Origin of the sequence: Streptomyces sp. NPDC046215 (assembly GCF_040646215.1) — a bacterium.
GTDB lineage: Bacteria > Actinomycetota > Actinomycetes > Streptomycetales > Streptomycetaceae > Streptomyces > Streptomyces stramineus.
This window is the reverse complement of the sequence record NZ_JBEYZW010000057.1, coordinates 14,168-34,245: the sequence shown is the minus strand read 5'-3', so window position 1 is coordinate 34,245 and position 20,078 is coordinate 14,168. Positions and strand designations below refer to the sequence as shown.

The window sequence follows — 20,078 nt, the reverse complement described above, 5'->3', positions numbered from 1 at the left end:
CGCCCGTGCCCGATGACCTGCCCATCTGTGCGGAGCGCCGACGCGCTAGGCTCGGCGACGGCGGCCGGCCGGCGCCGGTCCACGCCCGCGGGGCGGGGACGGGCGGACCGGACGGGAAACCAGCTGCAGCCGAACGCACAGCCGTGCCAAGCTGGGGCAACGGCCGCCATGACCAGGAGGTTTTTCATGACTGACAGCACCACGTCCCAGGACGTGCCCGAGAATGACTCCGCCGAGGACGTGAAGCGGAAATTCCGGGAGGCCCTGGACCGTAAGCGCGGTCAATCGGCCGAGGGCGGCTCCGGCGGCCAGGGCCGTGACGGCTCCAAGATCCACGGGACCCACGGCAAGGCGGGCGGCCAGCGCTCCTTCCGCCGGAAGAGCGGCTGACCGCCTTCGCGCCTGTCCGTGATCAGGAACGGCGGCGCCTGAGGGCCCGCCGGACGAAGTAGACCGCCAGCACGATCAGCGCCACCACGAACAGGGTGACGAGGATCAGCAGCACGATCAGGAAGACCCCGAGCTTCTTGAAGAAGCTTTTCTTCTTCTTCTTTTTCTTCGGCTTGGCCGCGGTGCTGTGGTGATCCTTGGCGGTGGCCCGGTCGCCGTGTGCCGTGTGCTGCGCGGCGGCCCCGGCCGCCGCCGCGGTGCCGGCGGCCTCGGTCCGCCCGGCCTCGGTCTGCGCGGTCGTGGCCTGTGTCGTGGTCTGCGCGGCCACAGTCCGCGCCGCCGGGCTCATGGCCGAGGCGGACGGGGCCGTCAGGGTGGCGCCCAGTGCCAGGGCCAGGGCCGCGACGACTGAGGCCCTGCGGGCCCCGCGCCCGCGCCGCCGCCGGGCGGCGGCCCCTTCCGGCCGGCCTTCGTGCCGCTCGTCGTACTGCGGTTCGGCGGTCATCCACGCCCCCATAGGTGTTTCACGGTAGTGCCTGCTTGCTCGGGCGGCCCGGCGGCCGGGCCCGGGGGCCCGGCCGCCGGAGCGCGTACCCATTATCCGCACAGCCGGGGCCGCCCGAGCAGGGCGCACGGCGGCTCAGCCGGTCGTGACGGGCTCCTGGAGCTCGGTCACCCAGGCGTCCGGGTCCTCCGGGCTCTCGAGATAGACCTCACGCGCGTACCCCGCCGAGCGCCGGCCGCTGGTGTCGATCCACCGGGCCAGGGTCTGGGCGGTGGTCAGCACCCCGTCCATGGAACCGCGGTGCACGACCGTGGCGGCGCTCCCGATCGCCGGCAGGTCCACGATCGTCACGTCGAGCCCGGCGCGGGGCGCCACGGCGACCGTCATCCCGGCGTGCACGACGATCGTGCCGTCCTGCGGCCCGTCCTCGTAGTAGGCGACGGCCGGCCCCGCCGGGCTCACCCCGGCGGCCTCCAGCCGGCGGCACAGCTCCGCGAAGAGCGGCTGGATGACCGGCCCGATGTCCTCGGGCGCGAAGCTCGCGGCGATACCGGACAGTTCGGCCAGCCTGACGGCCGGCACGCTCTTGACCACAACGTCGTCGGTGGGCATGTGTCCCTCACTTTCGATCGACCGGAGCCTCGCCTCGACATGGGCGAGCCGCAGGGCGTCAGCGGCCATCGCCGCCTCCAGGTCCGCGCGCCGCAGCCGGAGCATGCCGCGCAACTCCCCGGTGTCCACCTGCTCGTCCAGGACCGTGCGGACCTGTTGGAGGGTGAAGCCGAGATCCTTCAGGGCGATGATGCGGTTGAGCCGGGCGAACTGGCCCGCCGCGTAGAAGCGGTAGCCGCTGACCGGGTCGACGCGGGCGGGGCGCAGCAGCCCCAGGGCGTCGTAGTGGCGCAGCATGCGGACCGACACGCGGCCGTGCTTGGCGAACTCTCCGATACTGAACATGACGTCCCCCAGTGCAGGGCCTGACACGGTGGCAGGGTCAAGGCTCCCTGTCCGCGGGCCCTTTCTCGTCGGCTGTCTCCTCGGGCGCGAGCGGTGCGAAGCCGCCCGCTCAGGGCATCCTCGCCCCTCGGCGCCGACGCGCCGGACTCCGCGGAGCGGCGCCCCACCGGCCCCCGGCCGCGGTTCAGGCGGTGCGCTGCGGAGCGGAGCCGAAGCGGGCGACGAGTTCCTCGTAGTCGTCCTCGCTCAGGAATGTGAAGCCCAGCCCTTCGAAGGCCGCGATCTCCTGGGGCGTCGGCTCGCTGTGGTACTGCCGCCGGGTCCGGTCCTGCGGCTGTGCGGCGGGCCGGTGGCCCTCGGCGAGGCCGGGGAGCGCCTGGAGGAACAGCTCCACTCCTCGTACGTACAGCTGGGGGAGGTGCCAGAACAGCGAGCGCGTCCGGTCGACGGGGATGTCGTCGCTCGCGATGACCGGCCCGGTGTCGATGCCCCGGTCGATCTCGTGCAGGGTGCTGGTGAGCTTCTGTTCGCCGGCGATCATGGCGTGCATGGGCGCTGCCAGCCCGGCGTACCGGGGGAGCGCTCCCGGGTGGACGTTCAGTGTCCCCAGGGGCGGCAGTTCCAGGACGGGTTCCTTGAAGATCTGGCCGAAGCGCACGGACAGGATCAGGTCCGGCCGGAACTCCCGGGCGACGGTGAAGCCGTCGCCCTTGTTGATGTCCGTGAGGCGGTGGAACGGGATGCCGTGCCTGCGGGAGAGATGGCGGTAGGTCAGCAGCTCGCCGGCGGGCCGGGGGAGGGCGTCCAGCGGGGGGAAGACCCGCCGGTCGGTCAGGTTCCGCTCGAACCACCGCTGGCGTTGCAGGGGATTCCCCGAGCTCAGGTCACCCGGTGGCGGGTCCTGCAGGGCCACCGCCACCGTGTGGCCGCCGAGTTCCGGCAGCAGGCGGTTCAGGGCCACACAGACCACGAGATCCCGCTGGGCACACACAAGGATGCGCACAGGTCTTCCTCCTCCGGGCGGCCGGGCCTGGGAATCAAAGGCTCTCAGACCACGGGGGGCCGGGCATCTCCGGCGGCCGGGCGGGTGCCCGCGGGCTCAGCGGCACGGCGAGCCGCACGGGACCAGCAGGGCCCGGCGGCCGGCCTCCGCGGCCGACCGGAGGCCGTCCGGGCCCGGCCCCGCGGCGCGGTGGACGGAGGCGGTGAAAGCCGGCGGGCCGTGGCCCTCCCAGGTGGGTCACTCCCTGCCGTCCGGCGGGAGCCGGGCCACCACGGCGCCCGTGCCCTCCGTGGCCGCCGGGCTCACGCCCGGCCGCGGCAGGCCCCTCCGGCGCCCGGCCGTGCCCGAGGGCAGGTGCGTGCGGGCTGCCGCGGCCAGGGTCGTCACGGAGGGAGCCGGACGCTGCGGGAGTGACGTCTGAGCCGGACGTCTGAGCCATGGGCCGATCGGGCATGCCCCCCCTGACCATCCGGCCCCCTGATGATCCGGCCCCCGGGCTCCGCTACCGCCGGAGCAGCTTCGCCTCGACCTCCGGGTCCAGCCCGAGCACGGGCCGGTCCGGCCGCTGGGGCGCCACGCCGCCCAGTTCCCGCAGCCACGACCAAGTATCGGCCACCGTCTCCGCCACGGGGCGGCAGCGCAGCCCGGCGGCGAGCGCCTTGGACACGTCGCCCTGGTGCAGGGTGTCGTACAGCTCGCCCCGCGGCACCCAGACCGGGAGGTCCATCCATGGCTGGACGCCCGCGGCGAGGATCGGCCCGGGGTCGGTCCAGCGCAGCTCGGCGTCGGATCCGGTGACGCGCTTGCAGCTCTCCAGCAGCTCGCCCATGGTGGTGTGCCCGGGCGGACTGATCAGGTTGTACGGGCCGTGCAGGCCCCCCTCGACGGCGTCCAGGATCCAGGTGGCCAGGTCGCGCGCGTCGATGTACTGCAGCCCCAGATCGCGCGGCCCGGGCGCGAGCACCGGCCCGCCCCGCGCGATGCGGCTCAGCCACCACGGCAGCCGTCCGATGTTCTCGCGGGGGCCGAGGATCAGGCCGGCGCGCGCCAGCAGCGCCCGGTCCCCGAAGGCCGCGGTGACCGCGAGTTCCCCGCCGCGCTTGGCCGCGGCGTACTCGACGTCACCGGCGTCCGGCGAGCCCTCCACCACGGGCCAGTCCTCGGCGTGCCCGGCCGGGGAGGGATAGGTGTACACCGAACCGCTGGACACGTACACATAGCGGCCGACCCGCCCGGCCAGCGCGTTCGCGGCGTCGCGCACCACGCTCGGCGCCGCCGACCAGGTGTCCACGACGGCGTCCCACTCGCCCGTGCCGAGGCCGGCCAGACCGGCCGGGTCGAGACGGTCGCCCCGCACGGAGGTGGCGCCCGGCGGCGGCTCGTGGTGGCCGCGGTGGAGGACGGTCACCTGCCAGCCCCGGGCCAGCGCCGCCTCGGTGACGGCGTATCCGACGAACTCTGTTCCACCCAGCATCAGTAGTCTCATGCCCCCGACCCTGCCCGCCGCGGGTCGCCAGGGGAAGCGGCGCATGCTCTCAGCGAATCCGCCGAGAGCGGACGGCCGGTCGGGGGAAATCCGCGTCCGGTCAAGGCGTGCCGCGGGCCGGTGACGCCGGGGCGCGGGCCGGGCGCGCGGGGAGGCCGCGGATCCACCGCATCACCGGCATGCCCTCCGGGTACAGGGCAACCTTAGTGAGAGGGGGGAGAGTTGCTTCCGGTTGCGTCCCCGGCCGGACTCCCGCCGCGGGTTCCCCGGTGACGGCGCGCGGGGAGCGGGGGATGTACCCGCTGAACAACGGGCGCAACAGGCAAGCCGGACAGCCGTCATCAGGCCGATCTCCGGGCGCCCCGTGCTGGGTGTGACCCCTGGGGCCCACGGCGTGCGCGCAACTCCCCGGTCCCGTGGCGGCGGAGGTCGGCACAGGTCAACGCCGCGACGGGCGTCACCCTCGCCCCGGCCGGGGGCCCGCCGGGGCGCTCGCGGCACCCCGGCCGATTCCGGCCAGCGATCCATGAATGCCGTACGGCTCATGGGAGTTGGGCCGACGCGATCTCCGGGCATGGCGCACTATATGGCTGGGCGGTCGAGCGAGGCCGTGATGCCTCTCCGGGCGCGGCACCGCCGTGTCCGGCGCCCGCGCACATCGTCATGCGGCCCGGGCTCCGGCCGCAGGGCCGGGGCCCGGGCATCGGTGCCGGGGCCGTGGGGGAGGAGTAGCGGGCGGTCGGGTGGGGAGGCGCGACCGCGACGGGGCCGCCTTGGGGATGTTCGGGGATCGTTCGATGTGGGGGTCGGCGCCGGGAGCGGTGCTGCGCACACGTCTTGACCGGACGGCAGCGCACGCCGTGTGCGCGCCGTTCTGGGGGGAGAAAATCATGGGTCGTACGACCCGTCTTGCCGCAGCGTGCGCTGCGGGCGTCCTGCTCGCGGTGGCCGTTCCGGCGACCGCCGCACACGCCGCGGAGCCGGTGCCGCGGATCGACCTGCGGGTGCTCGTCGTCGACGACGGCGGCCCCGCCACCGAGGCCATCCGCGCCGAGCTGGAGGAGGCCGGCACGCCGTACACGACCGTCGAGCTCTCCGCCGCCGGCCGGCCACGCGTCGACGAGGCGTTCCTCAGCGACACCGTGGACGGCAGACCCCGCGCGAAGTACCAGGGCGTGGTGCTGCCCAACGACAACCCGTTCGGGCCCGGATCGCCGGAGATGGCCGCCCTGGCCTCCTACGAGAAGCGCTTCGGCATCCGGCAGGTCGACGCCTACACCTATGCCCGCCCCGCCGTGGGCCTGAACACCCCGCAGGAGGCGGGATACAGCGGCTCCCTGGACGGCACGTCGGCGCAGGTGACGGGGGACGGCGCGGCCGGCCCGTTCGCCTACCTCAGGAAAAACGTTCCTTTCGAGGACAACGACAGCGCGGTCAACGAGAGCTGGGGCTACCTCGCCACCCCCCTGGAGAAGCAGGCCGAAGGCGCGGCGTACACCAGCTACCTGGACGCCCCCGTACCCGGCGGCACGGCCCGCGGCTCGCTGATCGGCCAGTACACCCACGACGGCCGCAGCGAACTGGTCGTCACCTTCGTGGCCAACCAGTACCAGAAGCAGTTCCGGCTGGTCTCCCGCGGCATCGTGGAGTGGCTGACCCAGGGGGTCCACCTGGGCGCCTCCCGCAACTACTTCGGGGTGCACGTCGACGACGTCTTCGCCTCCGACGACCGGTGGGACAGCAAGCTCAAGTGCACCCCCGGCGACGTCGACTGCCCCGGCAACCCCGGCCCCCAGCACCCGCCGATCCGGATGACGGCCGCCGACGCGGGCTACGCCAAGCAGTGGTCCGAGCGCCACGGCCTCACCCTGGACCTGGCTTACAACGGCGTCGGCAGCGAGGAGTACCGGGCGGAGCACGGCGGCGCCGCCGACCCGCTCCTGCGGCAGCTCGCTGCGGACCAGAAGTCCTACCGCTGGATCAATCACACCTACACCCACGCCTTCCTGGGCTGCGAGCAGAACACCACCGCCGTGCCCTGGAAGTGCGCCACCGACCTCCTGGGCCGGGTGCGCTGGGTCAGCCGTCAGACGATCGACGGGCAGGTCAACGACAACCTCAACTGGGCCGCGCGCCAGGGGCTGGTCCACGACAAGGACGAGCTGGTCACCGGTGAGCACTCCGGCCTGCGGACCCTGCCGCAGCAGGGCGAAGACAACCCCGAGCTCGCCCCCGTCCTCACCAAGAGCGGCGTCGGCTGGATCGCGAGCGACAACTCCCGCGAGCCGCAGCAGCGCAAGGTCGGCACCGCGCTGACCGTGCCCCGCTACCCCATGAACGTCTACTACAACGTCGGCACGGCGGCCGAGCAGACCGACGAATACAACTGGCTGTACACCAAGAAGTCCGACGGCGGCAGCGGCACCTGCGAGAACTCCACGACCACCACCTGCCTGAAGGCCCCCCTGGACGTCCGGACCGGCTTCACGTCCTACATCGCCCCCCTCGAAGGGCGCATCGCCCTCGGGCACGTCCTGGCCAACGACCCGCGGCCGCACTTCATGCACCAGTCCAACCTCGCCGAGGAGCGCATCGGCTACACCGTCATGGAGCAGGTCCTCGGCGACTACAAGGACCTCTTCGCCGACAGCACCCCGCTGGTCAACCTCCGCATGCGGGACGTCGGCGCCGAGCTGGGCAAGCGGGCCGCGTGGAAGGCCGCCCTCGCCTCGGGCAAGGTCACGGCGTACCGGATCGGCTCCGCCGTCACCGTCACCGCCCCCGCGGGCGTCGCCGCCACGGCGACCCTGCCGGACGGGACCGTGCAGGTGCAGGGCGGCGGCGCCGGCGTGCCGTTCGGCGCCGCCTACGCCGGGCGGCGCTCCGGCTGGGCCGAGCCCGCCGCCGGACAGGCGCAGATCACCTTCACCCTGCCCGCAGGCGCCACCCCCGCGGCCCGCGCGCTGCCGGGCGACGCCGCCCGGGTCCAGGCCCCGGCCGCGGCCCTGCCGGTCCCCGAGGGCACCGGCAAGCGCGTCCCGTACGGCCCCGGCGGGACCGCCCGCCCGTGAGCCGCGCCGCCGTCGCTCCACGGCACCGCCCCGTCCGCGCCACCTCATGCCGCGCCATCTTGGGAGAGAACCGAATTTCATGCACGGACCGCTTGCCGAAACGGCATTCGACAAGCCCTCGGTGACCCTGCTCACCGAGGGGACCTACCCGCACAGCCACGGCGGAGTGAGCGTGTGGTGCGACCAGTTGGTCCAGGGCATGCCCGACATCGACTTCCGGGTCATCGCGGTGACCGGCACGGGCCGGGAACCGCTCGCCTGGGAACTCCCCGCCCACGTCCGCGGCGTGGCCGTCCACCCGCTGTGGGGGCCGCCGCCCGCCGGCCGCGCACCGCGCGGCCGGGCCCTGCGGGGCTTCCTCACCGCCTACGAGCAGTTCCTCCTGGCCCTCCTCGACCCCGCGCAGGAGCACCACTTCCCGCGCGCCTTCTACCGCCTCGCCGACCACGCCGCCACCGGCGCCCTGTCCGCGGCCCTGCGCGGGGAGGCGGCGGCCCGCGCCCTGGTGCGCGTGTGGAACCGCCCGCACCTCGCCACGGCCGCCGCCCGCCCCACCCTGCACGACGCGCTGCTCGCCACGGACCTGCTGGAGCACGCCCTGCGCCCGCTCGCCGCGGACCCGCCCGCCGACGGCGTCACCCACGCCGTGAGCGGCGGGCTCGCGACCCTGCCGGGCCTGCTCGCCCACCACCGCCACGGCACGCCCTTCCTCCTCACCGAACACGGCATCTACCTGCGCGAGCGCTACCTCGGCTTCCGGGCCGAGCCCTACCGCTGGCCCGTCAAGGCCCTGATGCTGGGGCTGTTCCGGCTGCTCGCCGTGGAGAGCTACCGGTGCGCCGCGCTGGTGACCCCGGGCAACCGCTACAACCGGCGCTGGGAGGAACACGGCGGCACCCCGCCCGACCGCATCCGCACCGTCTACAACGGCGTCGACCCGGCGGCGTTCCCGCCCGCCGGCCCGGAGCCGGAAGTGCCCACGCTCAGCTGGGCGGGGCGCGTCGACCCGATCAAGGGCCTGGAGACGCTGATCACCGCCTTCGCGACCGTCCGGGCGGAGCTCCCCACCGCGCGGCTGCGCCTCTTCGGCGGCACCCCGCGCGGCGGTGAGGGCTACCGCACCGCCTGCGAGAAGCTCGCCGCGGAGCTCGGCGTCGGCGAAGCGGTCGTCTTCGAGGGGCGCGTCGAGGACATCCGCGACGCCTACGCGGCGGGCAACGTGGTGATGCTCTCCAGCATCAGCGAAGGCTTCCCGTTCACCCTGATCGAGGCCATGTCCTGCGGGCGCGCCACCGTCTCCACCGACGTGGGAGGGGTGCGCGAGGCCGTCGGCGACGCCGGGCTGGTCGTCCCGCCCCGCGACCCCGCGAGCATGGCGCGGGCCGCGCTGAAGCTGCTGCGCGACGCCCGACTGCGCGCCGAGATGGGCGAGGCGGCCCGGCTGAGGGTGATCGAGCAGTTCACCCTCCGGCAGACGATCAACGCCTTCCGCGACATCTACTGCGACCTCACCGGGCGCCGCCGGCAGCCCGTCACCCGCCCCTGGCGCGACCACCGGACCCGGCAGGACCGGCACTCGGGAGCGCCCGTCATGGCCCTGGCCGCGGGCGGTGCCGGATGAGCGGATTGCTGCGCCTGGTACCGGACGAGCCCGAACCCGCCCACGACCTCGCCACCACCGCCGAACCCACCCGCCGCAGACCCGGGCCGCGGTGGGCGGCCGACCCCGTCGACGCCCTCGCGGAAGAACTGGCCGAGGTGTGCGCGGTGGCCGTGCACCCCGACGAGATCGCCGCCGTCCTGGAGGCCGACGGCCTCACCGGCGAACAGATCACCGAACGCTACGGCCGGCGGGACGCCTTCGAACTCGCCGCCGAGCTCTACGCCCGGGTGCCCCGCAGCCACCCGGAGCCCGCCCCCCGCGCCGACCCCTGGAAGGCGCGCCCCGGCCCATTCGCCCTCAGGGCCCTCGTCTTCACCCTGCCCGGCTTCGGCTACTCCCTCGGCGCGCCCCTGATGACCGGCGCCCGGGACGGCTACGGGATGCCCCTGGGCACCGTCGGCCTCGTCGCCTCCGCACTGGTGGCCTGGGCCTGGAACCAGGGGCTCGCCCACCGCGCCTACGTCCGCCTGGCCTCGGGCGGCCGGCCCGCGGCGGGGCGCTGCCTGCGGTGGGGGGCGCCCCTGGGCGCCCTGCTGGCCACCGCGGCCGCGCTGACGGTCCCCGGCACGGCCGGTGTCCGGTCCTTCGCGGCCGGCCAGGCCCTCTACCTGGGGGCCGCCACCGTGCTGCTCGTCCTCGGCCGGGAGCGGCTGCTGCTGCTCACGCTGCTCCCGACCGCCGCCGGAGGAGCCGCCCTCCTCGCCGTCCAGCCGCCCACGGCGCTCCGCGTCCTGCTGCTGCTCACCACCCTGGCAGGGGTGCTCGGCGTCGCGGCCCACGAGATCCTGCGCACCGGCAGGGACGCCCCGGCCGAGCCACCGGACCCGCTGTCACCCCTGGCCTCGCTCCCGTACGGCCTGTTCGGCCTCGGCTGCGGGGTGCTGACGACGCTGGCCGCGCTCGGTGACGTCCTGCGCCACACCCCCGGGGCCCGGACGGCCGGCGCCGCCGTCATCGCGCTCACCCTCAGCATGGGGGCGGCGGAATGGCTCCTCTACCGCTGCCGGGGCCGCTCCCTGGCGGCGCTCGCCCGCGCCACGACCCCCCGCCGCCTGCTGGCGGGCGTCGCCCGGGTGCTCGGGGGGTGCGTGGCCGGATATCTGGCGGCCCTGACCGTTCTCGCCCTGGCCACCGGGGCGCTGTGGCAGGATGGCCCGCCCCTGACGGCCCGTCGGCTGGCCGCGCTGCTGGCGCTCGGGGCGGTCCTGTGGACCGGACTGCTCCTCCAGGCGTTCGCCGCCGCCTGGATCCCGGCGGCGGTGTGCCTCGCCGCCGCCGGGGCCGAGACGGCCGCGCTCGCCCTGGACGTCTCCGCTCCGGCCACCGTCCAGCTCGTCGTCTGCACCGGGGCGGCCGCCGCCCTGCTCACCGTCGCCACCGCAACGCTCGGCAGGCTCACGACCCACCGCTGAGGCACCGCCCGCTCCGCCGCTCCGCCCGCCCGCTCGCACAAGGAGACCAGCATGTCCGACCCCGCTCCCGTCGCCGTCACCGGCGCGGAAGGATTCATCGGCTCGCACCTGGTGGAGGCGCTCGTCGCCGCCGGCCACCGGGTCCGCGCGATGGTGCAGTACAACTCCTTCTCCTCCTACGGCTGGCTGGAGGACCTCGGCGAGGAGACGATGTCCCAGGTCGAGGTGGTCCTCGGCGACGTCCGCGACCCCGGCTCGGTGCACGGGCTGCTCGCCGGCACCGAGGCCGTCTACCACCTCGCCGCGCTGATCGCGATCCCGTACTCCTACCGCGCCCCGCACAGCTACGTCGAGACCAACGTCACCGGCACCCTCAACGTCCTCGAAGCCGTACGGCACCTGGGCATACCGCGGCTGGTCCACACCTCCACCAGCGAGACCTACGGCACCGCGCGGACGGTGCCCATCACCGAGGACCACCCCATCAACACCCAGTCGCCGTACGCCGCCTCCAAGGCCGGCGGCGACCGCCTCGCCGACAGCTATCACGCCAGCTTCGGCCTCCCCGTGGCGACCCTGCGCCCCTTCAACACCTTCGGCCCCCGCCAGTCCATGCGCGCGGTGATCCCCACCGTCATCGGGCAGGTCGCCGCCGGACAGCGCGTCATCACCCTCGGTGACCTGCGCCCCACCCGGGACTTCAGCTACGTCAAGGACACCGTGGCCGCCTTCCTCGCCCTCGGCACCGCCCCCGCCGCCGACGTCGTGGGCCGCACCTTCAACTCCGGCACCGGTGAAGAGATCTCCATCGGCGACCTGGTGACCCTCATCGGCAAGGTCATGAACACGGAACTGGACGTCCGCGCCGACCAGGAGCGCGTCAGGCCGGCGGCCTCGGAGGTCATGCGCCTGGTCTGCGACGCGACCCGGCTGCGCGCCGCCACCGGCTGGGCACCCGCCCACACCCTCGAAGAAGGGCTCGGCCACACCGCCGAGTTCTTCCGCGACCCGCTGAACCTCGGCCGGTACAAGGCCGGCATCTACAACGTCTGACGCGACGGTACCGCTCGCCGCGCTGTCACCCACGCAGAGAGGAACGGCCATGCACGCAGTCATACTTGCCGGAGGCAAGGGTGTCCGGCTGCGCCCGTACACCACCGCCCTGCCCAAACCGCTCGTGCCCATCGGCGAGGAACACGCGATCCTGGAGATCGTGATGCGCCAGCTGGCCAACGCGGGCTTCACCAGCTGCACCCTGGCCATCGGCCACCTCGGCCACATCATCCGCGCCTACGTCGGCGACGGCTCCCAGTGGGGCATGAGCGTCGACTACACCACCGAGGAGAGCCCGCTCGGCACCATGGGACCGCTGCTCACCATGATCGACCGGCTGCCCGAGCACTTCCTGGCGATGAACGGCGACATCCTCACCGACCTCGACTTCGGCGACGTCCACCGCACCCACGTGGCCTCCGGGGCCCCGCTGACCATCGCCACCTACGCCCGGCAGGTGAACATCGACTTCGGGGTCCTGACCACCGACTCCGGCCGCGTCGTGGGCTTCGCGGAGAAACCGAGCATGGACTACCGCGTCTCCATGGGCGTCTACGGCGTCTCCCGCAGCGCCCTCGCCCGCTACACCCCCGGGCTGCCGCTCGGCTTCGACGAACTGGTCCTCGACATGCTGGAGGCCGCGAACCCGCCGCACGCCTACGACTTCGACGGGTACTGGCTCGACATCGGCCGCCCCGACGACTACGACCGCGCCAACCGGGAGTTCTCCCTGCACCGCGACATGCTGATCAAGGGAGCGTGAACGGTCCGCATGCGCATCCTCCTCCTGGGCGCCACCGGCTTCCTGGGCCGGCACACCGCCGCACGCCTGCGCGCCCTCCCGGGCGCGCGGGTGTGCGTCGCCGGCCGGACGCCCGGCACCGGCCTGTCCGTCGACCTGGCCGCCGCCGACCCGGGCCCGCTCGCCGCCGCGCTGCGCGCGAGCCCGCCCGACGCCGTCGTCAACTGCGCGGGCGCGGTCGGCGGCGGCGCGGTGGCCCTCACCGCGCTCAACGCCAGGGGCCCCGCCGTCCTGTGCGCGGCCCTCGCCGAAGCCGCGCCCCGGGCCCGCTTCGTCCACCTCGGCTCCGCCGCGGAGTACGGGCCCGCCGTGGCGGACCGCCCCGCCACCGAGACCGGGCCCGCCCGCCCCGTCGGCCTCTACGGCGCCACCAAACTCGCCGGCACCCTCGCGGTCACCGGCGCGGGCCTCGACGCCGTCGTCCTGCGGGTGTTCAACCCCGTCGGCCCCGGCGCGCCGCCCGCCTCCCTGCCCGGCCGCCTCGCCGCCGAGCTGCGCCGGGCCGGGCCCGAGGGCGTGGTCCGGGTCGGCGACCTCTCCGCCCACCGCGACTTCGTCGACGCGCGGGACGTCGCCGAGGCCGTCGCCCGCTCCGTCACCGCGCCCGGCCCCCTGCCTCCCGTCCTCAACATCGCCTCCGGCCGGGCCCGTCCGTCCCGGCACATCGCCGACGGGCTGATCGCGGCCGCCGGTTTCCGCGGCCGGCTGGAGGAGGACGGCGACGGCTCGCCCCGCTCGGCCGCCGTGCCCTGGCAGCAGGCCGATGTGAGCCTCGCCGCCCGGGCCCTGGGCTGGGCCCCGCGGCTGCCCCTGGACCGGTCCCTGGCCGATCTCTGGGCCGAAACGCATCCCCGCACGGCGGAGCCGGCCTGATGCCCGCCACCGCGGGGTCCACCCCGGGGCTCGAGCGCCGGCTGCTCGTCCCGCTGTACGTCCACCCGGCGGCCGACCCGCAGGCGTGGACGGCGCTCGTGGCGGCCGCGCCCACGCTCCACGGCGTGGTCCTCAACATCGCCGACGGGCCCGGGACGCGCCCCGACCCGGCCTTCGCCGCGGCGGCCGGCCGGCTGCGCGAGGCCGGCGTCCGGCTGCTCGGCTACACCGACACCGGCTACGGCCGCCGCCCGCCGCGCGAGGTCGTCACCGACATCCGCCGGCACCGCAAGTGGTACGGCGTCGACGGCGTCTTCCTCGACCAGGTGGCGGCCCACCCCGCGCTCCTGCCCCGCTACCGGCGCCTGGTGCTGCTCGCCCGGGCCCTGGGCGCGCGGACGGCCGTCCTCAACCCGGGCACCCACCCCGACCCCGGGTACGCCCACCTCGCCGACCTGCTGGTCACCTTCGAGGGCACCTGGGAGGAGTACCGGCGGGCGCGGGTGCCCGACTGGACCGCCGACCACCCGCCGGGCCGCTTCTGCCACCTCGTCTACGGGGTGCCGCCCGGGCGCGAGGAGCACGTGGCGCGCACCGCCGACGGACGGGGCGCCGCGGTGCACTGCGCGGTGCCGGGGGACGGGGCCAACCCCTGGCAGACCGTGCCGGGGGCCGCCGGAACCGGAGAGGACGCCCGATGAAAGGCCGCCGCCTCGCCGCAGCCCTCCTTGCCACCGCGCTGCTGGCGCTCGCGGGCTGCTCCTCCACGGGCCCGGACACCGAAACGGACGCCGGGCCGGACACCGGCTCACCGACCGGCTCACCGACCGGCCGGCCGGACACCGGCCGGCCCCGCACCGACCGCCCGGAGACCGGCCCGCCGCGCGGCGGCACGCCGTCACCGGAGCGCACCACGGCGCCGCCGGGCGACGGCAAGCGCGCCGGCCCGTGGCGGCCGCGCCCCGGCACGCGCTGGCAGTGGCAGCTCGACGGGCGGGTCGACACCGGCGTGGACGTCCCCGTCTACGACATCGACGGGTTCGAGAACGAGGCCCGCACCGTCGCGGAGCTCCACGCCCGCGGTCGCAAGGTGATCTGCTACATCAACGCCGGGGCCTGGGAGAGCTTCCGGCCCGACAGCAGCGCCTTCCCGGCCTCCGTGCTCGGCCGGAACAACGGCTGGGACGGCGAGAAGTGGCTGGACATCCGGCGGCTGGACGTCCTCCGGCCGATCATGGCGGACCGGATCGAGATGTGCCGGAAGAAGGGCTTCGACGCGGTCGAGCCGGATCTGACCGAGGGCTACCGCAACAACACCGGCTTCCCGCTGACCGCCGCCCACCAGCTCGCCTTCAACCGGATGATCGCCCGGCTCGCCCACGACCGGGGGCTGTCCGTGGGACTGAAGAACGACCTCGAACAGATACCGGAGCTGGTCGCCGACTTCGACTTCGCGGTCAACGAGCAGTGCGCCGAGCACGACGAGTGCGAGAGCCTGAGGCCCTTCGTCGAGGGCGGCAAGGCGGTCTTCCACGTCGAGTACGAGCTGGAGACCGGGGACTTCTGCCGCGAGGCGGGACAGCTCGGGCTCTCGTCCATGCGCAAGCGGCTCGGGCTGGACGCCTGGCGCAAGCCCTGCTGACGGTCCCGGGGAGGCGCCCCCCGGGACCGTCACGCGATGGCGTCGAGGTAGACCCAGTGCCCGTCGACCCGCACGAAGCGGCTGTTCTCCTGCTGGGCGTCGCTGTGGCCCCGGACGCTGTAGTGGGCGCGGAACTCGACCGTGCCCTCCTGGTGGAACGGCGTGCCCTGCGTCGTCCCGAGGATCTCCAGGCGGGTCCACCGCTGCCCCGGGTCGAAGTCGAGCTCGTCCGGCCGGGTGCTCGGGTGCCACGTCCGCAGCAGGTAGGCGGCGTCGTGGACGGCGAAGGCGCAAAAGCGCGAGCGCATCAGCCGCTCGGCGGTGGACGCCGCCCGCTCCCCCCGGTGGAGGCTGCCGCAGCAGTCGCCGTAGTTCTGGTCGAGCCCGCAGGGGCAGGGGGAGGCGGCGGTGACGGCCGTGCGGGGGCGGGTGTTTTTTCTGGACACCCCACGATTGTGCCCGCCCGCCGCCGCCGGGGCCTCAGCGGGCCGCGGGGAGGTACGCCAGGCCGTGCGCCCCCGCCTCGCCCCGCCGCGCCACCTCCAGGGTGGTGATCACCCGCAGCCGCTCCAGGTCGACGACGGTCACCGTGCCGGACACGACGTTGGCGACGTACCCCACGGTGCCGTCGGGCGAGGAGGTGATGGTCAGCGGGAACCGCCCGACCTCCACGTGCCCGACGGGTTCGAGGGTGTCCGGGGCGAAAACCGTCAGCACCCCGTTCTCCTGGGAGCCCAGCGTGCCGCCCGCGCCCCCGGCCGTCCGCAGCTCACCCGCGAGGACCGCGCCGGTGGACGTGGTGTGCACCGGGAAGACCAGCCCGCCGGTGGGCAGGGTCCGGACGATGTCCTCGGTGGCGGTGTCGATCACCCGGATGCCCGGCCGCGCGGCGGACGGGGCGGCGAAGTCCCCCTTGGGCGCCGCGGCGAAGACGTACCGGCCGTCCGGCGAGACGTCCAGCCCCTCGCTGCCCGGGACCGCGACGCGCCCGGCGAACGCGTCGCGCTCCAGGTCGACGACGGACACGAACGGCGCCTCCTTGTTGGTGGAGTAGCCGCGGCGCCCGTCCGGCGTGATCGCGAACCAGTGCGGGCCGTGCGCCATGACCGGGATCCGGCCGATCCGCTCGCGGGTGCCCGCGTCGAAGACGACGACCCCGCCCGGCTCCGTCGCCGTGGCCTCGACGCTGACGTACAGCCTGTCCCGGACGGAGTCCAGGGCCAGGCCGTGCGGCGCGTGGTCGGGGCTCGTGTCCAGGGTGTCGACCACCTTGCGGGCGTCGACGTCGATGACGGCGACCTGCCGGCCCTGCCCCTGGTGGGCGTGGTAGTAACCGGAGACGTAGGCGCAGCTGCAGTACAGCAGACGGCGGGCCGCGTCGAAGCACAACTCATGCGGCTCCGAGGGCACTTCGAGGACGTCCAGGAGCTCGTAGGTGGCGGCGTCGAAGAACGTGACGGTCGGTCCGCTCTGGCTCACCACGGCCAGCATGTCACGGGCGGAACCCGTGGATTCGTAGGTCATGACCGGCATCCTGAGCGCCACCGGCGGGTGACTCCAGTGCGGCGCGGGCAAGGAATCCTTGCCGCCCGCGCAATGATCCAGGTGGCGGCGGAAACCGGCGCGATCCGGCGTGAGCGGGGTCACTCCGGCCGGGCCCGGGCCCGGGCGCCTCGCCGGGCGTCGCTCTGCCGGCGGTCCGGCCCGGGTGCCCCGATCATCGGACCGGGGCGGCGACCACACGAGGAGAACCCGCATGTTCCCACCCCGGCACGGCATCCGTGCCACCCGCCGACCGCTGTCCACGGCCCTGGCGGCCGCCCTGCTCGCCCTCGCCCTCTGCCCGGTCCCCGCCACCGCCGCGGGGCCCGGCCGCTATGACCACCGGCGGTGCGGCAACACCTCCCAGCGGGTCCTGCTGACCCTGGACGACTGGCCCTACGGCGACGACGGCCGGGCCGTGCGCGTGGGCTCCTACCTCCACGGCCGGGGCATCCGCGCCGCGTTCTTCCTCATCAACGCGTACGCCGCCCGGCGCCCCGACATCACCGCGACCCTCCGCGCGCAGGGCCACTGGGTCGGCAACCACAGCCGCTCCCACCGCAGCCTGCCGGAACTCCCGGAGCGGGACGCCCGCGAGGAGATCCGCGGCGGCCTCCCCAGCACCCTGCTGCGCCCGCCGTACGGCCGCTTCGGGGACCGCGAGACCCGTATCGCCGCCGCGCTCGGCTACCGGATCTGCACCTGGACCGTGGACACCCGCGACTGGGAGGGCACCGGCGGGGAGTTCCCCGGCCCGGCGGCACTGCGGGCGGGCGTGCGCGCCGCCCCGGCCGCGGCCAAGCGCGGCGGCGTCGTCCTCGGGCACCTCTTCACCCGCTTCCCCGAAGCGCTGCCCGGCATCGTCGACGACCTCCGGAGCCAGGGCTACGGACTGTGCCGCTCCACCGGGCCCACCACGTCCCGCATCCCCTACCCGCTGGACTGCTGAGCGGCCGCGCGCGGGTCATACGCGGTGCGCGGCCGCCTCCGGATCCGCTGCGGGCCGTTCCGGCGGCACGACCAGGACCGGGCCCGGGGCGTGCCGCACGCAGTAACGGCTCACCGAGCCCGCGAGGAGGCGGTGCACCGGCCCGTGCGAGCCGCCGCCCACCACCAGCAGGTCACCGTCCTCGTGCGCGGCCTCGACCAGCAGCGGGCCCGCCGGCCCGAGGGCGACGACCGGCTCGCAGGGGACATCCCGCGGCAGGCCGCCCAGAGCGCGCTCGCAGGCGCACTTCAGCCGGTCGTGCGCCTGGTGGGAGAGCTCCCGCGCCTCCTCCTCGTCCGGCGGCCACACCGCATCGAGGTAGTCGCCCCGGGGGGAGGAGTACACGAGGACCGGGCACAGCCGGGCGCGATGACGGCGGGCCTCTCCCGCGGCCCGGCGCAAGGCGAGAAGGCTTCCGGCCGATCCGTCGACCCCGACCACGACACGGCGCACTGAATTCTGCATTTCCTCGGTCCTTTCTCTTCTCCGGCCTTCTTCCCGGCACTTCTCCCGGCGGCCTCGGGGGACCGCTTTCCGGGGTTTTCCGGGCGGCTCCCGGGCAGTGGTCGATCACCGCGCCTTCCACGCTAGAACCGCCGCGACCTCGGCGGAACCGGCCGGCCGGGCCACCGGGCGGGGGAACCCGATTCCACCGATCGGCTCCCCCTCGGAGGTAATCTCGAAGCGATGACCACACGGTGGCGGGAGCGGCAAGTCGGCGAGATGGCCGCGCAATCGTCGCGCTATGTCGCCTGGTGCCGGCTGCTTTTCCTCGTTCCGCTCTTCCTGGCGGGCCGGCAGCCGGAAGTCGATTACTTCTACCATTTCTGGTTCAACTGCCTGCTCGTCGTTTATGCGCTGTGGTCGGTGGGCCGGCTCGGGTGGGTGTACCGCCGTCCGGTCACCGGATTCCGCGGCGCGGTGGCGGCGCCTGCCGTCGACCTCCTGATCGTCACGGGGCTGGCGGTGGCGGCCGGCGGCCCGGACTCCCCGGTCCGCTACGCCTACTTCATCTGGCCCCTGGCCACCGTGCTGTGGCAGTTGCCCAAGGTCACCGCCGCGTTCGGGGCGGTCTGCATGGCGGCCTACGCGGCGATGTCGCTGCCGCACCTGCTGACCCGCGCCGGGGAGAGCGTCTGGCCGGTCGTCGTCGACGAGGCGTACGTCCTGTGGATCGTGATGGTGTGCACCCTGGTCGCGGCCCTGCTGCGGCGCCGGACGGAGACGGTCTCCGAGCTCCTCGACGCCCGTGAGCTGCTGCTCGACGACGCGCTCGCCGCGGAGGCCCGGGAGCGGGCCGATGTCGCCGACGCCCTCCACGACGGCGCGGTGCAGACGCTGCTCGCCGCCCTCCACGACCTGGAGGACGTCGAGGCCGTCGTGCCCGCGTCCGGCGCGCCGGCGCTGGAGCGGGCGCAGACGGAGGTCCGCCGGACGGTCCAGGAGATGCGGGAGATCATCTTCGATCTGCACCCGCAGATCCTGTCCGCCGCCGGGCTGTCGGCCGCCCTGGAGGCGGCCGGTGACCGCTGCGCCCGGCGCGGCGGCTTCACCGTCGACTACGACCTGAGGCTGCCGGGCCGGGTCGGCCACGAGGCCCTGCTGTACTCGACGGCCCGCGAGCTGCTGGGCAACGTCGTCAAGCACGCCCGGGCGACCCACGTCCGGGTGGGGCTGGCGGTGGAGGGCTCCGGCGCCGGGGCCGAGACGGTCCTGACGGTGCGCGACAACGGGGTCGGGTTCGACAAGCGGATCGTCCAGCGGCGGCTGCGGGAGGGGCACATCGGCCTGGCCAGCCACCACGTCCGGGTGGAGAGCGCGGGCGGCCGCCTCCGCGTGGACAGTTCCGGCGCGGGCACGGCCGTCGAGGTCCGGCTGCCTGCGGACGCGCGTCCGGCCGGGCCCGCGCCGGATGCGCCGGTCCCTTAGGAGCCCGGGGACACCGGGCCGGGCGGAACGACGAGTACCGGGCAGTGGGCGTGCTTGAGGCAGTGCCGGCTCACCGATCCGCGCAGGAGGCGGCGCACGGGCCCGTGGCTGCCCGCGCCCATGACGAGCAGGTCGCCGCCGTGGTGCGCGCAGGCCACCAGCGCCGGGCCCGGGTCGGCCCGCAGCACCCGCGGCGCGATGCTCGGGCGGTCCGCGCGCCCCGCCAGCGCCTTGTCGCACGTCCGCATCAGCCGCTCCCGGGCGGCCCGTTCCCAGTGCGCGCGGACGTCCCGGGGGGCCGGCGAGACGGCGTCGGCGGCCTCCCCGCCCGGCGGCGCCCAGGCGAGCACCGGACACAGCACCGCTCCGTGGCGGACGGCCTCCCGGGCGCCCTGCCTCAGGGCCGCCACACTGCCGGCCGACCCGTCCACGCCGACGACGACGCGCTCCACGCGCTCCACGGTCTCCGACATCTTCCGACCTCCTCGCGTGCTGCTCCGTAGCTGACCCTTCCGACGCTAGGACCCCGCCCGCCCCCTGGGGATCGGTCCGACGGGGGATGCGCCGGGGGAGACGAGGGGGCCGATCGGCCGATGCGGGCGGCGGCGTCACCGGTCCGCGAGCGGGCCGTGAGCGGCACGGTCCGCCGGATCGGGCCCGGGATGCGGGGCGCCGGGGCCCGGGTTAGGTTCCGTTCCGGGGCACAGCGCACGTGGTCCCCGAAGGGACGGCACTCCCCGTGGATCATGTCTCCTCCGCCGG

At 74.8% G+C, this 20,078-nt stretch carries 19 protein-coding genes; 11 read left to right on the top strand and 8 right to left on the bottom strand.

The window, feature by feature from the left end:
* The first annotated feature begins 186 nt into the window (after window positions 1-186).
* Window positions 187-390, top strand: a complete 204-nt coding sequence (locus tag ABZ951_RS23110; protein WP_344096314.1) for a DUF5302 domain-containing protein — start codon at window positions 187-189, stop codon at window positions 388-390.
* Window positions 391-412: 22 nt separating this feature from the next.
* On the opposite strand, the gene ABZ951_RS23105 is transcribed toward ABZ951_RS23110, so the two are convergent.
* From ABZ951_RS23105 to ABZ951_RS23090, 4 genes are all read right to left on the bottom strand, one after another.
* Window positions 413-895 (bottom strand): hypothetical protein, encoded by a 483-nt coding sequence (locus tag ABZ951_RS23105; protein WP_344096312.1) that lies wholly within the window; start codon window positions 893-895, stop codon window positions 413-415.
* Between the two features lie 135 nt (window positions 896-1,030).
* Entirely contained in the window at window positions 1,031-1,852 is an 822-nt protein-coding gene (locus tag ABZ951_RS23100) for a MerR family transcriptional regulator (protein ID WP_344096310.1), read from the bottom strand.
* A 184-nt stretch (window positions 1,853-2,036) separates the two neighbouring features.
* Window positions 2,037-2,855 carry a formyltransferase family protein gene (locus ABZ951_RS23095; RefSeq protein WP_344096308.1) on the bottom strand — a complete coding sequence of 273 codons (819 nt, stop codon included), beginning with the start codon at window positions 2,853-2,855 and terminating at the stop codon, window positions 2,037-2,039.
* Between the two features lie 502 nt (window positions 2,856-3,357).
* On the bottom strand, window positions 3,358-4,329 hold the full coding sequence (locus ABZ951_RS23090) for an NAD-dependent epimerase/dehydratase family protein (RefSeq protein WP_344096306.1): 972 nt from the start codon (window positions 4,327-4,329) through the stop codon (window positions 3,358-3,360).
* A 902-nt stretch (window positions 4,330-5,231) separates the two neighbouring features.
* Here ABZ951_RS23090 and ABZ951_RS23085 point away from each other — a divergent pair.
* From ABZ951_RS23085 to ABZ951_RS23050, 8 genes are all read left to right on the top strand, one after another.
* Window positions 5,232-7,412 (top strand): hypothetical protein, encoded by a 2,181-nt coding sequence (locus tag ABZ951_RS23085; RefSeq protein ID WP_344096304.1) that lies wholly within the window; start codon window positions 5,232-5,234, stop codon window positions 7,410-7,412.
* Window positions 7,413-7,491: 79 nt separating this feature from the next.
* The gene (gene pelF / locus ABZ951_RS23080; protein ID WP_344096303.1) at window positions 7,492-9,033 is read left to right on the top strand and encodes a GT4 family glycosyltransferase PelF; all 1,542 of its coding nucleotides are present in this window, start codon (window positions 7,492-7,494) and stop codon (window positions 9,031-9,033) included.
* Window positions 9,030-10,487 carry a hypothetical protein gene (locus ABZ951_RS23075; RefSeq protein ID WP_344096301.1) on the top strand — a complete coding sequence of 486 codons (1,458 nt, stop codon included), beginning with the start codon at window positions 9,030-9,032 and terminating at the stop codon, window positions 10,485-10,487. Before pelF ends, ABZ951_RS23075 begins: the two co-directional genes overlap by 4 nt.
* A gap of 51 nt (window positions 10,488-10,538) precedes the next feature.
* Window positions 10,539-11,540 (top strand): SDR family NAD(P)-dependent oxidoreductase, encoded by a 1,002-nt coding sequence (locus tag ABZ951_RS23070; RefSeq protein WP_344096299.1) that lies wholly within the window; start codon window positions 10,539-10,541, stop codon window positions 11,538-11,540.
* A 49-nt stretch (window positions 11,541-11,589) separates the two neighbouring features.
* The gene (locus tag ABZ951_RS23065; RefSeq protein ID WP_344096297.1) at window positions 11,590-12,303 is read left to right on the top strand and encodes a nucleotidyltransferase family protein; all 714 of its coding nucleotides are present in this window, start codon (window positions 11,590-11,592) and stop codon (window positions 12,301-12,303) included.
* A 9-nt stretch (window positions 12,304-12,312) separates the two neighbouring features.
* Window positions 12,313-13,215 (top strand): NAD(P)-dependent oxidoreductase, encoded by a 903-nt coding sequence (locus tag ABZ951_RS23060; RefSeq protein ID WP_361280578.1) that lies wholly within the window; start codon window positions 12,313-12,315, stop codon window positions 13,213-13,215.
* Window positions 13,215-13,916: a spherulation-specific family 4 protein gene (locus ABZ951_RS23055; protein WP_344096292.1), complete on the top strand. Its 702-nt coding sequence runs from the start codon at window positions 13,215-13,217 to the stop codon at window positions 13,914-13,916. The genes ABZ951_RS23060 and ABZ951_RS23055 overlap by 1 nt, the downstream gene beginning before the upstream one ends.
* On the top strand, window positions 13,913-14,857 hold the full coding sequence (locus ABZ951_RS23050) for an endo alpha-1,4 polygalactosaminidase (RefSeq protein WP_361280576.1): 945 nt from the start codon (window positions 13,913-13,915) through the stop codon (window positions 14,855-14,857). Before ABZ951_RS23055 ends, ABZ951_RS23050 begins: the two co-directional genes overlap by 4 nt.
* A gap of 29 nt (window positions 14,858-14,886) precedes the next feature.
* On the opposite strand, the gene ABZ951_RS23045 is transcribed toward ABZ951_RS23050, so the two are convergent.
* Together ABZ951_RS23045 and ABZ951_RS23040 are read right to left on the bottom strand one after the other, a co-directional pair.
* On the bottom strand, window positions 14,887-15,303 hold the full coding sequence (locus tag ABZ951_RS23045) for a YchJ family protein (RefSeq protein WP_344096287.1): 417 nt from the start codon (window positions 15,301-15,303) through the stop codon (window positions 14,887-14,889).
* Between the two features lie 34 nt (window positions 15,304-15,337).
* Window positions 15,338-16,381, bottom strand: a complete 1,044-nt coding sequence (locus ABZ951_RS23040) for a YncE family protein (RefSeq protein WP_344096285.1) — start codon at window positions 16,379-16,381, stop codon at window positions 15,338-15,340.
* A 232-nt stretch (window positions 16,382-16,613) separates the two neighbouring features.
* Here ABZ951_RS23040 and ABZ951_RS23035 point away from each other — a divergent pair, with 232 nt between their 5' ends.
* The gene (locus ABZ951_RS23035; protein ID WP_344096283.1) at window positions 16,614-17,348 is read left to right on the top strand and encodes a polysaccharide deacetylase family protein; all 735 of its coding nucleotides are present in this window, start codon (window positions 16,614-16,616) and stop codon (window positions 17,346-17,348) included.
* A gap of 15 nt (window positions 17,349-17,363) precedes the next feature.
* Here the strand turns inward: ABZ951_RS23035 and ABZ951_RS23030 are convergent, their stop codons facing one another.
* Window positions 17,364-17,852 carry a universal stress protein gene (locus ABZ951_RS23030; protein ID WP_344096281.1) on the bottom strand — a complete coding sequence of 163 codons (489 nt, stop codon included), beginning with the start codon at window positions 17,850-17,852 and terminating at the stop codon, window positions 17,364-17,366.
* Window positions 17,853-18,074: 222 nt separating this feature from the next.
* Between ABZ951_RS23030 and ABZ951_RS23025 the strand changes: the two genes are divergently transcribed.
* A complete protein-coding gene (locus ABZ951_RS23025) occupies window positions 18,075-19,316 on the top strand; it encodes an ATP-binding protein (RefSeq protein WP_344096280.1) in 1,242 nt (413 codons plus the stop codon).
* On the opposite strand, the gene ABZ951_RS23020 is transcribed toward ABZ951_RS23025, so the two are convergent.
* Entirely contained in the window at window positions 19,313-19,789 is a 477-nt protein-coding gene (locus ABZ951_RS23020; RefSeq protein WP_344096278.1) for a universal stress protein, read from the bottom strand. The genes ABZ951_RS23025 and ABZ951_RS23020 overlap by 4 nt on opposite strands.
* Between the last annotated feature and the right edge of the window lie 289 nt (window positions 19,790-20,078).

Bases quoted from the DNA above. Each gene is read 5' to 3' on its own strand.
- ABZ951_RS23020 (WP_344096278.1), bottom strand. From the start codon at position 19,789: ATGTCGGAGACCGTGGAGCGCGTGGAGCGCGTCGTCGTCGGCGTGGAC.
- ABZ951_RS23030 (WP_344096281.1), bottom strand. From the start codon at position 17,852: ATGCAGAATTCAGTGCGCCGTGTCGTGGTCGGGGTCGACGGATCGGCC.
- ABZ951_RS23065 (WP_344096297.1), top strand. From the start codon at position 11,590: ATGCACGCAGTCATACTTGCCGGAGGCAAGGGTGTCCGGCTGCGCCCG.
- ABZ951_RS23060 (WP_361280578.1), top strand. From the start codon at position 12,313: ATGCGCATCCTCCTCCTGGGCGCCACCGGCTTCCTGGGCCGGCACACC.
- ABZ951_RS23055 (WP_344096292.1), top strand. From the start codon at position 13,215: ATGCCCGCCACCGCGGGGTCCACCCCGGGGCTCGAGCGCCGGCTGCTC.
- ABZ951_RS23040 (WP_344096285.1), bottom strand. From the start codon at position 16,381: ATGACCTACGAATCCACGGGTTCCGCCCGTGACATGCTGGCCGTGGTG.
- ABZ951_RS23085 (WP_344096304.1), top strand. From the start codon at position 5,232: ATGGGTCGTACGACCCGTCTTGCCGCAGCGTGCGCTGCGGGCGTCCTG.
- ABZ951_RS23050 (WP_361280576.1), top strand. From the start codon at position 13,913: ATGAAAGGCCGCCGCCTCGCCGCAGCCCTCCTTGCCACCGCGCTGCTG.
- ABZ951_RS23090 (WP_344096306.1), bottom strand. From the start codon at position 4,329: ATGCTGGGTGGAACAGAGTTCGTCGGATACGCCGTCACCGAGGCGGCG.
- ABZ951_RS23110 (WP_344096314.1), top strand. From the start codon at position 187: ATGACTGACAGCACCACGTCCCAGGACGTGCCCGAGAATGACTCCGCC.
- ABZ951_RS23075 (WP_344096301.1), top strand. From the start codon at position 9,030: ATGAGCGGATTGCTGCGCCTGGTACCGGACGAGCCCGAACCCGCCCAC.
- ABZ951_RS23025 (WP_344096280.1), top strand. From the start codon at position 18,075: ATGACCACACGGTGGCGGGAGCGGCAAGTCGGCGAGATGGCCGCGCAA.
- ABZ951_RS23070 (WP_344096299.1), top strand. From the start codon at position 10,539: ATGTCCGACCCCGCTCCCGTCGCCGTCACCGGCGCGGAAGGATTCATC.
- pelF (WP_344096303.1), top strand. From the start codon at position 7,492: ATGCACGGACCGCTTGCCGAAACGGCATTCGACAAGCCCTCGGTGACC.
- ABZ951_RS23100 (WP_344096310.1), bottom strand. From the start codon at position 1,852: ATGTTCAGTATCGGAGAGTTCGCCAAGCACGGCCGCGTGTCGGTCCGC.
- ABZ951_RS23035 (WP_344096283.1), top strand. From the start codon at position 16,614: ATGTTCCCACCCCGGCACGGCATCCGTGCCACCCGCCGACCGCTGTCC.
- ABZ951_RS23105 (WP_344096312.1), bottom strand. From the start codon at position 895: ATGACCGCCGAACCGCAGTACGACGAGCGGCACGAAGGCCGGCCGGAA.